Raw genomic sequence first — 15,421 nt, forward strand, 5'->3', positions numbered from 1 at the left:
TGTCAGCTCCTCCCCTATTCCACTTACACCATGCAAAAGCCGCCGTTGACACTGATGACCTGGCCGGTGATCCACGACGACGCCTCCGATGCAAGGAAGGTCACCGTGGGAGCAACGTCATCTGGCCGACCGATGCGGCGGAGCGGATAAGCCTTGACGATCTTCTCGCGGTTCTTCTCCAGAAATTCCGGATCGGAATGGGATGTCTCGATCAGGCCAAGAGACACCGTGTTGACGGTGATGTTGTTGCGACCGAATTCGCGGGCCAGAGACTTGCCGAGAGCGATCGTGCCGCCACGAGCGGCCGCGGCAATTGCGAGATTGGCCTCCCCGATCCGGGAACTGTCACCGACAAGATTAATGATACGGCCGGAGTTCTGGCCGATCATCAGCGGCGCGACCCCGTGGCAGCAATTGATTGCTCCGTAGAGGCAGATGTCAATCTGCTTCTTCCATTCTTCCGGCGTCGAGTCGACAAACCGCTGATACTTGACGTACCCGGCATTGTTGACGAGCACGTCTATGGTTCCGAAATCGGCCCTGACCGCATCGACCATGGCTTTCACCTGCTCATTGTCACTGATGTCAGCCTGGTAGGCCTTCGCCCTCCCGCCGGTGGCGACAATGGATTCGACCACTCCTTCGGCTTCCGACTTCGAGCGGCTGTAATTGACGGCGACGGCGGCACCCTCGGCCGCGAGCGCGCGCGCGATATCGCCGCCGACGTCACGGCCACCGCCTGTTACCAGCGCCACCTTACCCTTCAGATTGGTTTGCATTCCAAGTCTCCTTTTAAATTTCGGATGCTGCCGATGCAGCGAATTCTTCCGGATGCTTCGATCGGGTTATCGGCCCAGGAACCGTGGTGGGCGTTTCTCGCTGAACGCCTTGCGCCCTTCGGCGTAATCATGGCTCGCGCTTGCCTCGTCGATCAGCCTCTCCGCCTCGGCAGGGTCGAACTCCCCCTTGGCGCAGCCATTCAAGATGAATTTCGCGCCGCTGATGGACAGGGGGGCGTTCGCAGCCATGGACCGGGCGCGCTCCTTGGCCGCTTGGAGCACATCGTCCGCCACTCCATCGGCGAAGCCGTTGCGGATCGCATCTTCGGTACCGAAACGGTTTGCCGAATACAGGATGCGCTTTGCCTCGGTGATCCCGACGAGGGAGAAGAGCTTGCGGGTCGCAGAGACTCCATAGACGATGGAAAGCCGAGCCGCAGGAATTCCGAACACCGCACCACGTTCGGCGATCCGGAAATCGCAGGACATCGCGAGGTGGGCAGCACCACCCAGGCAGTATCCACGGATTGCCGCGATCGTGGGTTTGGAGACACCGTAAATTGCGTCTCCCGCGGCATCGACGGCGACTTCATATCGCTTGCTCTCTTCCGCGCCGCCCCTGATCTCGTCGAACTCGCTGATATCCGCGCCTGCCGAAAAATCCGAACCTGCTCCGGTCAGGATAACCGACCGCACGTCGGCGTCCTTGTCGAAGTCTCGAAACAGTTCCGCGAGCCCACGCCACATTTCGAAAGTCACCGCGTTGCGCTGCTGTGGCCTGTTCAACGTGACAACCGCCACGCCTTCGGATTTCTCAACCAGTATATCGCTCATGTCCTGCTCGCCTTGCTTTCCCGATCGCATCGCGATCCGGCATACGCCATGGATTGAAGGGATGCCCGCAGCCAAACGGGCACCCCGTTCGGTCATTTCTTGACCAGCGGGCACTGGCTTTCGGAAAGCGGGCGGAAAGCCTTGTCGCCGGGAATCGTCGTCACGAGTTTCAAGAGGTCCCATTCGCTCTTGGATTCAGCGGGCGTCTTGACCTGATAAACGTACATGTCGTGGACCATCCTGCCGTCTGCCCGGATTTTTCCGCCCTTGGCGAAAAAGTCGTTGATCGGGGTCTCCTTCATCTTCGCCATGACCTGCTTCGTATCCGTCGTGCCGGCGGCCTGAACGGCTTTCAGGTAGTGCATGGTCGAGGAATAGTCGCCCGCGTCGCCCATATGAGGCGGGCGCCCTACGCGCGCTTCAAACTTCTTGGCGAAGGCTCGCGTTTCGTCGTCGCGATCCCAATAAAAAGCGTTGGTGAGGATCATGCCCTGGGCGGTTTCAAGGCCGAGCGAATGGACGTCGGTGTCCCATACCAGCAGGCCGGCTACCGTTTTCCCGGACGACGCGAGGCCAAATTCCGATGCAGATTTGACGGCGTTCACGAATGTCGTGCCCGAGCCGGCCATCGCAACCACGTCCGCGGGCGAAGCCTGCGCCTGCAGCATGAAGGCACTGTGGTCCGAAGTCTCGATCGGGTAGCGCACGGCGCCGGACACGGTCCCGCCACTCGCCTTCACGATCTGGCTGGCGTCCGCTTCCAGTGCATGACCGAAGGCATAATCGGCCGTGAGGAAGAACCAGTTCTTTTTCCCCTGCCGGATCAGTTCGTTGGCCGTGCCGTTGGAAAGCGCGTAGGTATCGTAGGAATAATGGATGCTGTTCGGCGTGCAGCTGTCGTTCGTCAGACGCGACGAGCCGGAGCCGTTGACGATGGCGATCTTGTCCTGATCCTTGGCCACCTGCGTGACGGCAAGCGCGATGCCGGAGTTGATCAGGTTGTTGATCATCGTCACGCCCTGTGACTCGTACCACTGGCGCGCGGTGGAGACAGCCACTTCCGGCTTGTTCTGATGGTCGGCGACGACGACTTCCAGAGTGCGATTCAGGACCTTCCCGCCGAAATCTTCGACCGCCATCTTTACGGCCGCGACCGCCCCGTCCCCGCTTTCGTGAGAGAACTGGCCACTGACATCCGTCAGCACGCCGATCCTCACCGGGCCTGTTGTCTGCGCATATGCCGACAGGCTCATCGCTCCGAGGGCGGCGGCGCACGACAACAGAATCTTTAGACGCTTCATAATTCTATCCTCCCAGATCCGGCGCCAAGGCTCCTCCGCCGCGCCGATATGAACTTGCGTTATCATACTTAGATCCGGCTGAAGCAGGAGTTATATGCAACGCAACAGCCGATAACGGTAAGAAAATCAGATATTCGAAAAATATGCAAGCTTGCATTATTAGACTTTATGTGATTTTCTCAGAATGCCTCTCCCACGGGACGAGGTGCGCGAACCATCTCGTCATGGCTTCGCTGGAGGAGAATTTAAGACACTAGGGAGGACGACGCGTGCCGGAGACCGCACCCGTTATCGAAGCGCGCAATCTGACGCGCTCATTCGGCGGCTTCGTTGCCGTCAACAACGTCGACATCAAGATCAGCGCAGGGACCATCCACGCGCTGATTGGACCCAACGGGGCGGGCAAGAGCACTCTCTTCAACCTCCTGACGAAGTTCCTTTCTCCAAGTTCAGGGCAGATCTTCTTCAAGAACCGTGACATAACCCGCATGGCTCCTGCCGACATCGCCCGGCTCGGGCTGGTGCGCTCGTTTCAGATCTCTTCCGTGTTTCCGCATCTGAGCGCGCACGAGAACGTTCGCGTTTCCCTGCAGGCCCGCGAACGCGAAACATTCTCGTTCTGGAAGTCCGACCGGTGTCTCAAGCGCTTCAACGATGAGGCGGGCGCGCTGCTTGATAGCGTCGGCCTCGCCGACAAGGCCCGATCGAAGGCGAGCGAACTCTCCTATGGGCGGAAACGGGCTTTGGAACTGGCGACAACGCTTGCGCTGCAGCCGGAAGTGCTGCTGCTCGACGAGCCGATGGCCGGCATGGGCACGGAAGACATCGGCAGAACCGCAGCCCTCATCCGCCGGGTGGGCGAAGGCCGGACCATACTCATGGTCGAGCATAACCTTGGCGTCGTCGCCGATCTCTCCGACAGGATCACGGTCCTGCGCCGCGGCGAAGTCATCGCCGAGGGCAGCTATGTCGAAGTCTCCTCGAATTCCGAAGTCCGCAAGGCCTATATGGGAGGCGCCCATGCCTGAACCGGCACTCCTCAACGTCAGCAACCTCCAAGCCTGGTACGGCGAAAGCCACGTATTGCATGGCGTCACCTTCGACGTCAGGAAAGGCGAAGTGGTCACATTGATCGGGCGCAACGGCGCGGGCAAGACCACGACACTGCGCAGCCTGATCGGGGTGGTGGGAAAACGTGCGGGCAGTGGCACGTTCAAGGGCGTGGACCTCCTCAAGGTCGCACCACACAAGGTCGCCCGGCTCGGGATCGGCTATGTCCCGGAAGAGCGGGGCATATTCTCGAAACTGAATGTCATTGAAAACCTCTTGTTCCCTCCTGCCTGGCAATCCGGCGGGATGAGCGTGAACGAGATTTATAGCCTCTTCCCCAATCTCAAGGGTCGCGACAGCACCCCCGGAACCCGACTGTCGGGCGGCGAACAGCAGATGCTTGCCATCGGCAGGATATTACGGACCGGAGCCGACTTCATTCTGCTCGACGAACCGACGGAAGGCATAGCTCCGGTCATCATCGAGGAAATCGGCGCTGCGCTGCGCATCCTCAAGGACCGCGGAATGACCATCATTCTCGTGGAGCAGAACCTGCGCTTTGCCGCCTCCGTCGCCGACCGGCATTTCGTACTGGACCAGGGAAAGGTCGTCGACGAAATCGCCAACCATGCACTCGACGCCAACATGGATCGCCTCAACCGGTATCTCGGGGTCTGACCATGGCGCAAACACTTCAACAGGTAGGAATCCGATGACAGACTTCCTCGGGGTGCCGATACCCGTTCTCCTCGGCCAACTGCTGCTCGGTCTGATCAACGGCTCTTTCTACGCGCTGTTGAGCCTCGGCCTTGCCATCATTTTCGGCATGCTCAACGTCATCAACTTCGCCCACGGAGCTTTCTACATGCTGGGCGGGTTCGTTGCGTGGTATCTGCTCTCAAAAATGGGCCTGGGGTATTGGTGGACATTGTTCGCCGCCCCCTTCCTCGTCGGCCTTGCCGGCGTCATCATCGAAAAGACGCTCCTGAAGCGGCTTTACCGCATGGACCACCTGTATAGCCTGCTTCTCACATTCGGCATCGCCCTGATGCTGGAAGGGCTGTTCCGCCATATCTTCGGTGCGGCGGGAAAGCCTTATCCCGTTCCGGCCTTGCTAACGGGCGGCATCAATCTGGGATTTATGTTCCTGCCCGTGTATCGCGCATGGGTGATTGCCGTGTCGCTCGCTATCTGCATCCTGACCTGGCTGGCGATCGAACGGACGAAGCTCGGCGGATATCTGAGGGCCGCGACGGAAAATCCGGCACTGGTGCAGGCGTTCGGCATCAACGTTCCCCTGATGCTCACGCTGACTTACGCATTCTGCGTCGGTCTGGCGGGATTTGCCGGGGCTCTTGCCGCACCCCTCTATCAAGTGAGCCCGGGCATGGGATCAAGCATCATCATCGTCGTGTTCGCCGTCGTCGTCATAGGCGGCATGGGATCGATCGGCGGCGCAATTGTCACCGCGCTTGCGCTCGGCGTGATCGAGGGCCTGACGAAGACATTCTATCCGGCAGCGTCGTCAATCGCGGTCTTTGTCGTGATGGTGCTGGTGATTCTCATCCGGCCGTCCGGCCTGTTTAGTCGTGAGGCGTGAAATGAACGGAACAACCCTCTCCGCCACCTCGGCCGTCCCGAACTCCGCAAGGACGCTGGGCCTGACGCTCCTCGTGGCTGTCGCAGCCGTCATGCTGCTCGCCCCCTTTGCGGTATATCCTCTGTTCCTGATCAAGATTCTCTGCTTCGTGCTTTTCGCGGCGGCATTCAATCTCGTTCTCGGTTACGCAGGGCTGCTTTCGTTCGGCCATGCCGCCTTCTTCGGCGGAGGAGCCTATATCGCGGCGCATGCCGCCAAAGCGTGGAATTTGCCGTTCGAGCTGGCAATTCTTTCCGGAACGGCGTTCGCAACCCTCATCGGCTTCGTCTTCGGAGCAATCGCGATCCGCAGGCACGGCATCTATTTTGCCATGATCACGCTGGCACTGGCGCAGATGATCTACTTCCTCGCGGTCCAGATGCCGTTTACCGGCGGTGAAGACGGCATTCAGGCGGTGCCGCGCGGCTACCTGCTGGGCATGATCGATCTACGGAACATCACGGCGATGTACTACACCGTCCTGGGCGGCACGGTTATCGGCCTGATCATCATCTGGCGCGCCGTCAACTCGCCCTTCGGCCATACACTCTCCGCGATCCGCGAGAACGAGACCCGCGTTACGTCGCTCGGCCTGAAGCCCGACCGCTACAAGCTGATCGCATTCACCCTGTCCGCAGCGCTATCCGGATTTGCGGGCTCCATGAAGGCGCTGGCTTTCCAGCTGGCGTCGCTGGTGGACGTCACGTGGCACATGTCGGGCGAGGTCATTTTGATGACCCTTCTGGGAGGCATGGGCACGCTCATCGGACCGATAGTGGGCGCGACCGTCGTGGTGGGCCTGGAGCACTTCCTGTCCACGAGCGGCCTGCCGATTACCTTCATCATCGGCCTATTCTTCGTCATCTGCGTGATGATGTTCAGACGGGGCGTGTTCGGCGAGCTGAAAAACCTGCTGGAGCGCCGCCAGCGCTGAAGACAAAAGTCTATTTATGCAAGCCAATATGAAAGGCCGGAATTTTGTTCCGGCCTTTTTCAGTTCCCGCCACGCGACTATCTCGATCTTGCTCCGAAAAGATAGCCGACGGCCGCAGCCATGACCATCAGGGTGACGCTCGCCAAGTCGGCCGGGAATCTTCCAGAAGCGCTGACCGCGGGTGCCAGGGCCGGCATCAATACGCTCGCCCACATGGCAGCCAGTACGGACGCGAATACGACCAGGGCCATCGCCGGCAGAGAGATCCCGACCCCGGAGCCGGCGACCGCCGGGACGATCGGTGAACGCGAAACCGGCGCGCCAGGAGCCTGGTGATGTGTCGCGACCGGCTCGCCGGCGTGCTGCGAAGGCTTTGGCCTTGGACTTTCCGACCGTTGATCGCCCGGCATGACCGGGCTCTGTCGGGCCTCGATCTCCTCGGCAAACCTTTTGAAGAACTGCCCCGCCATTTGCTTTGCCGTCACGTCAATGAGGCGACCGCCAAGCTGCGAAAGCTTGCCGCCGATCTGCGCGTCGACAGTGTAGCCAAGCACCGTGCCGCCATCGACCGCCTCCAATCTAACGGTTGCCACGCCCTTGGCGAAGCCCGCGACGCCTCCCTGCCCCTCGCCCGTGATCCTGTAACCGTGCGGCGGATCAAGGTCCGATAGCGTAACCGCTCCCTGAAACCGTGCCTTAACGGGACCGACCTTCATCACCGCAACGGCGGACATTTCCGTTTCCGACGTTTTTGTCAGCTCCTGACAACCCGGAATGCAGACCCTGAGCACGTCAGCGTCGTTGAGCGCGGCCCAGACCGCTTCTTTCGCAGCCGGAATCAGCTGCTGGCCAGACATCTCCATCGATATTCCTCCTCTCCTGCTTTCTCGACGCGACCGCCGAACGAACCCCGCAAGGGACTGCTTGACATTCTCCTTTTAAGTCTAATAATGCAAGTTAAATATATAAAGCCACCGATGCTGAAGGTGGTGGTGGAGGAAGCCTGATGGCGCATTTTTCAACGGCTGGAGCAATCGGGCCGGACGGAGGGTGAGACGATGAAACCAGCACAATTCGACTACGCCGCGCCCAAGACGATCGAGGAAGCCGCGGCCTTGCTCGCCGCATCCAACGGCGACGGCAAGATCATCGCAGGCGGGCAGAGCCTGATGCCGATGATCAACTTCCGTCTGGTGAAGCCGGCGATCCTCATCGACATCAACCGGATCGAAGGGCTCGATCGGATCGAACTGGAGGGCAATAGAGTGAGGATCGGCGCCACGGTCCGCCACTGCAGGACAGCGACCGATCCATTGATATCCGAACACCTTCCGGTGGTTCACGAGGCGATGCATCACGTCGCGCACATGACCGTCCGCAACCGGGGGACCTTCTGCGGCAGTGTCGCGCATGCCGATCCAGCGGCCGAGATGCCCATGATGACGCGCTTTCTCGACGGTACGATCGTCGCGTTTTCAGTACGCGGCGAGCGGCGTATCCCGGCCGCCGAGTTTTTCGTCGGCTCATTGGTGAATTCGCTGGAGCCGGACGAACTCGTGACCGCCGTTGAAATCGACGCAATCCCTCCGGACGCCGGATGGGGCTTCGAAGAATTCGCCAAGCGCCACGGCGATTTCGCGTTGGCCTGCTTCGCAACCACTCTTCGTGCAGTGGGCGGACGCGCAAAGGATGTCCGGGTAGGAATGATGGGGGTGGGCGAAACACCGATGCGGCTGCGTGAAATCGAAGACATCGTGGATGGGACGGACGTTTCCGACGTGGTGCTCGATGAGGTCGCCAGGAGGCTGACGGACATACTCACTCCCAACACCGATATCCACGCATCTGCCGACTATCGCAGGCATCTTTCCGGTGTCCTGGCGAGGCGGGCTCTCCGTGCGGCCTGGGGCCGGGCGAATGGCAAGGGTCTCGACGCATGAGCGACAAAACCATCAGCCTCAGCGTCAACGGGTTGTCCTATACCCGCACCATCGAAGCCCGCATGCTGCTCAGCGATTTCCTGCGCCAGGAGCTTGGCCTCACGGGGACGCATGTGGGTTGCGAGCACGGCGTCTGCGGTGCCTGTACCATCCTCCTCGACGGCCGCAGTGCCCGTTCGTGCCTGACCCTCGCGGTCCAGGCCGAAGATTGTGAAATCGAAACCGTCGAAGGCCAAGGCGAAATCGACAGGCTCGGGCGGGTGCAGGAAGCCTTCCGCCAGCACCATGGTCTCCAGTGCGGCTTCTGTACGCCCGGGTTCATCATGGCGATCACCGACCTTCTCCGCCATCACCCGCTCGAGACCGACGAGCAGATACGCGAGGCGCTGTCCGGCAATATCTGTCGCTGCACGGGATACGAGCACATCGTCAATGCCGTTCGTGAATTGGCAAGCGAAAGAGGACCTCTCGCATGAAGATGCATTTTCTCGAGAGCGGCCGGCTTCGCATGCGCCGGTCAATCTTTGTCGCCGGCGCACCTAAGGAAGAAACCATCGAGCTTCCTGTGCACGCCACCCTTATGCGCCATCGGGAAGGCAACGTCCTCTTCGACAGCGGTTGCAACCCGGATGCGGCCGTTGACCCGCAAGCCAGATGGGGCGGGTTGAGCAAGGTCATGACGCCGATCTTCGCACCGGAGCGGACGGTCGTGCATGAGCTGGGTAATATCGGACTCGAGCCCGATGACATCGACGTCGTGATCTGCTCCCACCTTCATCCTGACCATTGCGGATGCAACGTCTATTTTCGCAAGGCGACGATCCTTTGCCACGAAGCCGAGGTTGAAGCTGCGCGGGCGGATGGCGCCGCAACTCTCGGCTACCTCCCTCGGGAATGGGACCAGCCCCAGGGCTTCCAGACGTTCGCCGAGGAACACGACGTTTTTGGCGATGGCCGGATCGTCCTCCTGCCCATGCCGGGGCATACGCCGGGCATGAGCGTCGCGCGTATCGACCTGCGGAAGGACGGGGCCTTTGTTCTCGCGTCGGACGCCGCCCCACTTCAGACAAACATCGAAAGCGGCGTCGCACCCAAGAATACCTGGAATATGGAACTTGCCGGGGCGGCGCTTGAGCGCCTGAAAGCGCTGCGAGACGGTGGTCACACGATCATATCCGGCCATGATGACGCGCAATGGCAAGGACTGCGCAAGGGCGCGGAGTATTACGAATGAACCACCGGGACCGTTCAGCCGAACTTCGGCCCAAGCTGGTCGGAACACGCGTCAAACGCACCGAGGACCCCCGTCTTCTGACCGGTCTCGGGAAATACGTCGACGACATGTCACCGGCGGGCATGCTGCATGTCGCCTTGAGGCGCTCCGACCAGCCTCACGCCCGGATACTCAAAATCGATGTCGGCGATGCATTTTCCGTTCCCGGCGTCGTCGCGATCTATGATGCGACCGACATCGAGACAGAGATCAAGCCTGCCATTCCGGTCTCCCGCATGCCGGGTTATTACGCCACTCCCATCTGGCCGCTTGCGCGGGGGAAGGTGCGCTACGTCGGCGAACCGGTCGTCGCGGTTGTCGCAGAAAGCCGTTACGCCGCGGAGGACGCTCTCGAGCACATCAACATCGAATACGAGCCCTTGCCTTTCGCAATCAGGCAAATCGATGCGGTCAAGGAAGATGCGCCCTTGCTCCATGAGGAGGCAGGAACAAACACGATCATTCGCCGCGAGTTCAAGCGAGGCGACGTCGACGCAGCGTTCGAGGATGCAGCCGTCACCGTGAAGGGCCGTTTCCGGATGACCCGCAAAACTGCCGTTGCAATGGAGAACCGGTCCTATCTGGCGGAATGGGATAGCAGGAAGCAGTCGCTTACGCTCTACACCTCCTCGAATATTCCGGGAGTGATCCGCGACGTGCTGTCGGGCTGTCTGAACCTTCCGGGAACCAGGATGAGGGTCGTCGCGCCGGACGTCGGCGGGAGCTTCGGCGGCAAAGGATCGCTCTACGGCGAGGAAATCCTCGTTTGCGTATTGGCCCGCAAGCTGAAGCGCCCGATCAAGTTCGTCAGCGACCGCCTGGAGGACCTTTCCGCGACAAGCCAGGCTTTCGACGAACTGATCGAGGCGGAACTGGCGGTGTCGAGCGACGGAATGCTCATCGGGCTGCGGGCGGACGTGATCGGCGATGTCGGCGCCTATTCCATCTATCCGTGGACTGCGGCGCTGGAGACTGTACAGGTCGTCAGCTTCCTGCCCGGCCCCTACCGCATGGAACATTACAGGGGCCGGATCAGGGGCGTGCTAACCCCGAAACCGCCCACAGGTCCCTACCGCGGTGTGGGCAGGCCCTCCTCTACCTTCGCGATGGAGCGGCTGATCGACATGGCGGCGCGCAAGCTCGGCATCGACCCGGTCGAATTTCGCCGGAAGAACCTGGTCAAAGCCGAAGAGTTTCCCTATCGCACGGCCTCCGGCATCATCTGGGACAAATCCGCGTTTCAGGAATGTCTGGAAGGCGCCTGCGATTATGCGGATTACCCATCCCTTGTTCGCGAGAGGGACGCCGCCAGGAAGACTGGCCGCTGGGTGGGTATCGGCTTGGCGAGCTATGCCGAGTTGACAGGCATAGGCTCCCGCATTTCCGTCGCGCCAGGCATGCCTATCAATACCGGAACCGAGACATCGAAAATCGAGATCGACGCTACCGGCGCAATCACCGCGGCATTCGGCATTTCCTCCCACGGCCAGGGACTGGAGACCACGCTTGCGCAGGTGATCGTCGATGAACTGGGCTGCAAACTTGAAGACATCGAGGTCAGGCATGGAGACAGTGCGCTGGTGCCGATGGCCAGCGGTACCTATGCCAGCCGCTCTGCGGTTCTCGGCGGAGGAGCGGCAACGCTTGCGGCACGCGCCGTCAAAGGCAAGGTCCTGCGCGCTGCGGCCTTCTTGATGGAACAGAATGCCGACGATCTCGACATTCATGACGGCATCATCACCAGCAGGACCTCCAACCTGACGATGACGCTGAAGGAGGTGGCATCCGCGGTCTACACCCAGATGGGACGCATCCCGAGGGATCAACGGGAGGACCTGACGGCGTCGGAAACCTACGACCCCTATCTCGGAACCGCCTGCTCATCCACGCATCTGGCAATGGTCGAGGTCGACCCGGAAACCTACGGCGTCAAGATATTGCGCTATGTCGTCGCCGAGGACTGCGGAAGGATTATCAACCCGATGATCGTGGACGGACAGGTGCACGGAGCGGTGGCGCAAGGCATCGGCGCCGCGCTTCTCGAGGAGATCATCCACGACGATCAAGGACAGGCGGTCGCAGCCAGCCTCGCCGACTATCTCGTTCCGGTCGCGAGCAGCGTTCCGCAGATCGGCATCGTCCATATCGAGGCCGATCTGCCCAACAATGTCGGCGGCTTCCGCGGCATGGGCGAAGGCGGCACGATCGGCGCTCCGGCAACGATCGCGAACGCCGTCTCCGACGCGTTGTCGCATCTCGGGGTCTCGGTCGAGACGCTTCCGGTCACCCCGGAGCGGATATTCCAGATGTTGCGGAAGGAGGTTTCGGCGCCTTCCGACACACTGGACGCGGCCTGATACGCGTCCAGCAGCCAGGCTTACAGATCGAACGGATACCTCAGCACGTAATCGGTGTCTTTCGCCGATATCGGCTTTTTGCATTCAGAACAAACCACGATGGCGGAGAAGTCGTTTCCGCATGCCTTGTGCCGGAGACGCATGGGCGGCTTGCCGTCTGCGAGCCACCGGTCGCCCCATGCCATCATGACCAGCATGGGCTTGTAGAGATCCAGCCCCATTTCAGTGAAACGATATTCGAAACGGTCGCCCGAATTATAGGGCGTTTTACGGAAGACGCCCGCCTGGAGCAGTCGCGCAAGCCGATCCGCCAGAATGTTGGTCGCAATGCCGAGGTTCTCGCGCATCTCCTCGAAGCGTCGAACCCCGTTCCAGGCTTCGCGGAGAATGAGAAAACTCCATCGATCCCCGATAATGCCCAGGGTGCGCGCGACCGAACAAGGCCTCACCCTTTCGAGCAATGTCGGATCCGAGCTTCTCCGCGATGTGGGTCGATTTTCCACGGGCGCATACCCGGCTCCCGGCCCATCGCGCGGTGCAACCTCCTTTGCCGTGAACGGCTGGAGGCATTCGGAACAGACGGTCACGGGGTGACATTCACATCCGCAGTTCTTGTGCACCAATTGCAGGGGAGGCTCGGTATCACCGGCCAGCCACTTGTCACCGAACTCCATCAAAGACAGCATCGTAGGGAACAGGTCTTTTCCCCTTACCGTCAGGAAGTACTGCTGGCCCGGCTCATTTGGCCGTTTTCCCGTCGTCAGGATCTCGTTCACGACAAGCGCCGAAAGTCTCGACGACAGCGTCTGCCGCGGGATGCCAAGCCGCTGCTGGAATTTGTCGAACCTGCGAACGCCGAAGTAAGCCTCGCGAAGGATCAGGAAGTTCCAAGTATCGAGGACGATCTCCATCGTCTTGCGCACCGACGATTGGCGCTGCATGAGAAGAGGCTTGTTGCCGTCGCCGGAGATCGGAAAAGGGCTGTTGTTCGCTATATCCATGCAGCTAACGTCGTCTTCGGAGCGCGCTCTTAGCCGAGCGCCGGATCATACCGGACTATATAAGACGCCAAGTCTAATATTGAAAGGCTGAGAAACGCTCTTTCGGCAGCAGCGATCGATTGGCGATCAGGCAGGGGTGATGATTTCCAGCAGCTTTGACGCCGGAACCGCAGCCTCGGTCTTCGGTGCTGGGAATAACGTCGAACATGCCGTGCACTGCAAAGCGCACGGCGTTCAGTCAGTGCCCCTATCGGGCATTGACGTTTGGCTCAGCCGAGCATTTCCGAGATGCTGACCTTCCGGTTTTCCCCGCCGGCCTTCGCGATCGCCAGCACGGTCGCAAGTGTCATCATGCCGTCCCGCGCGGAAATCAGCGGCTGTACCTTGCCCTCGATGACATCGATGAAATGGTTGAGCTGGTTTTCGTAGGCTCGGCTGCTGTCGAGGGTCACGTGCTGGCGTATCAGGGGGTGCTGCCAATGCCCGTCTTCCGTCTCGTGCCGCCAGATGTCCATGCCGGGTATCGACAGCGCCGCCTTGGTGCCGGCGAGATGGTAGGAATTTTCCGGCTGATGCGGGAAATAGAGCGCCTGGCCGGCTGCCGTATCCCAGTTGAACGGCGAGACGGCCGTATCGCTCATCAGAAGCGTGCCGAGCGCGCCGCTCGCGAAGCGGACGCTGACGCTTGCCGTATCTTCCACCTCGAACGACCGCACCGCGTTGGAGGTGAATGCCATGACCTCGGTCACGTCACCGCAGATGAAGCGGAGGCAGTCGATGTCATGGATGAGATTGATGAGAAGCGGCCCGCCTCCCGGCAGCCGGCGCCAGGTTGCGTCGAAATAGGGGCCCGGCTTGTCGGTCATCCACATGGCGTTGACCGCGACCAGCCGGCCGAGCGCACCGTCGGCGACGAGCTGACGGGCCTTGGCGATATCGGGGCTGTGGCGCCGCTGATGGCCGATCAACACCGGAACGCCGGCCTTCTCGACCTCGGCGACGAGATGCATCGCGGCTTCCAGCGTATCGGCGATCGGCTTTTCGACCAGGCAAGGGATCTTGCGCTCCACGCAGGCGAGCGCCGCCTCGACATGCAGGGAATTCGGGAGCGCGATGATTGCGCCATCCGGTTTCAGCACGTCGAGCATTTCCCGCATGTCGGTGAAGAACTTCGCCCCGAATTCGTCGGCGACGGTTTTCGCCCCCTGGGACACATCGGCAATGCCGACCAGTTCCACACGGGGATTGGCCCTCAGCAACGCGGCATGCTCGCGCCCAATCAGCCCCGCTCCCATCAGTACTATTTTCCGGGACACGACATACGCTCCTTTGCTTGAGGCCAGCGGCTTGCTCACACTCTGGCGATCGACCGAAGTTCCTCTGCGGTGGTTGTTGGAAAACCGAAAAACTCGAGATAGGCGGGGATCTGCTCGAACAGCATGTCGATGCCCACCTGGAATTCGCAGCCGCGCGCCCGGACCGCCGCCAGGAAGGGCGTGATCTCCTGCTTCAGCACCACTTCGCCAACGAAGGCGGAGGGGGAAATCCGCGAGACGTCGAGCGGCAGCGGGTCGCTCTCGTTCATGCCGAGCGGCGTGGCATTGACGACGATTTCGTAACCGGCCGGATCCGCCGACCCCGTGACGACGCGCAGATCCGGGTAGTTGAGCCGCAAACGTTCGGCCAGACCGTCCATCATGGGCGCGTGCGCGTCATAGAGCGAAAGTTCGGCTATGCCCGCCTGGGCAAGCGACGCGGCAATCGCCGAACCGACGCCGCCCGCGCCGGTCATCATCGCGCGGCTGCCGCGGACCTGCCGCCCGCGCCGCAACACGCCGCGCACGAAACCTTCGCCATCGAACATATCGCCGATCAACGTACCATCCGCACCAAGACGCACGGCGTTGCAGGCGCCGGCAACCCGGGCGCTCCTGGAGACCTCGCCAAGCAACCCCATGGTGGTGATCTTGTGTGGCATGGTGACCAGCGCGCCATGGATGTTCGAAAGCCTGAAGACCAGCTTCAGAAACGCGGGGTAGTCTTCGGCCTTGCATCCCATCGGCACGACGATCGCGTCAATGTCGTGTTTGTCGAAATAGGGATTGTAGATCAGCGGCGCCTTGAACGAATGCGTCGGATAACCGAGATGGGCGATGAGCTTCGTCGTGCCGCTGATCATCGGCGTAGGCCTTTGGAATTTGGACGTCTCTGAAACTGCGGCATGGGGTCCATCCTGGACGGTTGGGAACACCCCGCCGGCCAGCCCGGCGAGGCAAGTGCTTCATCTGATTGCAGTTCGTGGCGGCTTGAGAC

Annotated in this window: 15 protein-coding genes; 8 read left to right on the top strand and 7 right to left on the bottom strand. The window is 60.9% G+C overall.

Annotated features, from left to right (window positions below):
- Positions 1-23 precede the first annotated feature (23 nt).
- From J2X76_RS24525 to J2X76_RS24535, 3 genes are all read right to left on the bottom strand, one after another.
- A complete protein-coding gene (locus J2X76_RS24525; protein WP_113128332.1) occupies positions 24-779 on the bottom strand; it encodes an SDR family oxidoreductase in 756 nt (251 codons plus the stop codon).
- Positions 780-845: 66 nt separating this feature from the next.
- Complete coding sequence (locus J2X76_RS24530) at positions 846-1,613, bottom strand: enoyl-CoA hydratase-related protein (RefSeq protein ID WP_310220040.1); 768 nt, start codon at positions 1,611-1,613, stop codon at positions 846-848.
- Between the two features lie 92 nt (positions 1,614-1,705).
- Positions 1,706-2,914, bottom strand: a complete 1,209-nt coding sequence (locus J2X76_RS24535) for an ABC transporter substrate-binding protein (RefSeq protein ID WP_310220042.1) — start codon at positions 2,912-2,914, stop codon at positions 1,706-1,708.
- Positions 2,915-3,183: 269 nt separating this feature from the next.
- Between J2X76_RS24535 and J2X76_RS24540 the strand changes: the two genes are divergently transcribed.
- Genes J2X76_RS24540 through J2X76_RS24555 form a run of 4 tightly spaced genes read left to right on the top strand, consistent with a single transcriptional unit; the run spans position 3,184 to position 6,537 of the window.
- Positions 3,184-3,942 (top strand): ABC transporter ATP-binding protein, encoded by a 759-nt coding sequence (locus tag J2X76_RS24540; protein WP_310220044.1) that lies wholly within the window; start codon positions 3,184-3,186, stop codon positions 3,940-3,942.
- The gene (locus tag J2X76_RS24545) at positions 3,935-4,642 is read left to right on the top strand and encodes an ABC transporter ATP-binding protein (protein ID WP_162732262.1); all 708 of its coding nucleotides are present in this window, start codon (positions 3,935-3,937) and stop codon (positions 4,640-4,642) included. Before J2X76_RS24540 ends, J2X76_RS24545 begins: the two co-directional genes overlap by 8 nt.
- Before the next feature lie 34 nt (positions 4,643-4,676).
- Positions 4,677-5,564, top strand: a complete 888-nt coding sequence (locus tag J2X76_RS24550) for a branched-chain amino acid ABC transporter permease (protein ID WP_113283511.1) — start codon at positions 4,677-4,679, stop codon at positions 5,562-5,564.
- Position 5,565: 1 nt separating this feature from the next.
- Positions 5,566-6,537: a branched-chain amino acid ABC transporter permease gene (locus J2X76_RS24555; protein ID WP_310220047.1), complete on the top strand. Its 972-nt coding sequence runs from the start codon at positions 5,566-5,568 to the stop codon at positions 6,535-6,537.
- A 77-nt stretch (positions 6,538-6,614) separates the two neighbouring features.
- Here J2X76_RS24555 and J2X76_RS24560 read toward each other — a convergent pair whose 3' ends face one another.
- On the bottom strand, positions 6,615-7,400 hold the full coding sequence (locus J2X76_RS24560; RefSeq protein WP_310220048.1) for a carbon monoxide dehydrogenase subunit G: 786 nt from the start codon (positions 7,398-7,400) through the stop codon (positions 6,615-6,617).
- Positions 7,401-7,595: 195 nt separating this feature from the next.
- Here J2X76_RS24560 and J2X76_RS24565 point away from each other — a divergent pair, with 195 nt between their 5' ends.
- The 4 genes from J2X76_RS24565 to J2X76_RS24580 are packed head-to-tail and all read left to right on the top strand — an operon-like array spanning position 7,596 to position 12,107.
- Positions 7,596-8,477, top strand: a complete 882-nt coding sequence (locus J2X76_RS24565) for a xanthine dehydrogenase family protein subunit M (RefSeq protein WP_310220049.1) — start codon at positions 7,596-7,598, stop codon at positions 8,475-8,477.
- Positions 8,474-8,953 carry a 2Fe-2S iron-sulfur cluster-binding protein gene (locus J2X76_RS24570; protein ID WP_310220050.1) on the top strand — a complete coding sequence of 160 codons (480 nt, stop codon included), beginning with the start codon at positions 8,474-8,476 and terminating at the stop codon, positions 8,951-8,953. Before J2X76_RS24565 ends, J2X76_RS24570 begins: the two co-directional genes overlap by 4 nt.
- Positions 8,950-9,711, top strand: coding sequence for an N-acyl homoserine lactonase family protein (locus tag J2X76_RS24575; protein WP_310220051.1), 762 nt, complete (start codon positions 8,950-8,952; stop codon positions 9,709-9,711). The genes J2X76_RS24570 and J2X76_RS24575 overlap by 4 nt, the downstream gene beginning before the upstream one ends.
- Positions 9,708-12,107 (top strand): xanthine dehydrogenase family protein molybdopterin-binding subunit, encoded by a 2,400-nt coding sequence (locus J2X76_RS24580; protein ID WP_310220052.1) that lies wholly within the window; start codon positions 9,708-9,710, stop codon positions 12,105-12,107. The genes J2X76_RS24575 and J2X76_RS24580 overlap by 4 nt, the downstream gene beginning before the upstream one ends.
- 20 nt (positions 12,108-12,127) lie before the next feature.
- On the opposite strand, the gene J2X76_RS24585 is transcribed toward J2X76_RS24580, so the two are convergent.
- From J2X76_RS24585 to J2X76_RS24595, 3 genes are all read right to left on the bottom strand, one after another.
- Complete coding sequence (locus J2X76_RS24585) at positions 12,128-13,108, bottom strand: helix-turn-helix domain-containing protein (protein WP_310220053.1); 981 nt, start codon at positions 13,106-13,108, stop codon at positions 12,128-12,130.
- Positions 13,109-13,377: 269 nt separating this feature from the next.
- The gene (locus J2X76_RS24590; protein ID WP_310220054.1) at positions 13,378-14,424 is read right to left on the bottom strand and encodes a Gfo/Idh/MocA family oxidoreductase; all 1,047 of its coding nucleotides are present in this window, start codon (positions 14,422-14,424) and stop codon (positions 13,378-13,380) included.
- A gap of 35 nt (positions 14,425-14,459) precedes the next feature.
- A complete protein-coding gene (locus J2X76_RS24595; protein ID WP_310220056.1) occupies positions 14,460-15,287 on the bottom strand; it encodes a shikimate dehydrogenase in 828 nt (275 codons plus the stop codon).
- Between the last annotated feature and the right edge of the window lie 134 nt (positions 15,288-15,421).

The organism is Neorhizobium sp. 2083 (genome assembly GCF_031455615.1).
Classification (GTDB): Bacteria; Pseudomonadota; Alphaproteobacteria; order Rhizobiales; family Rhizobiaceae; genus Neorhizobium.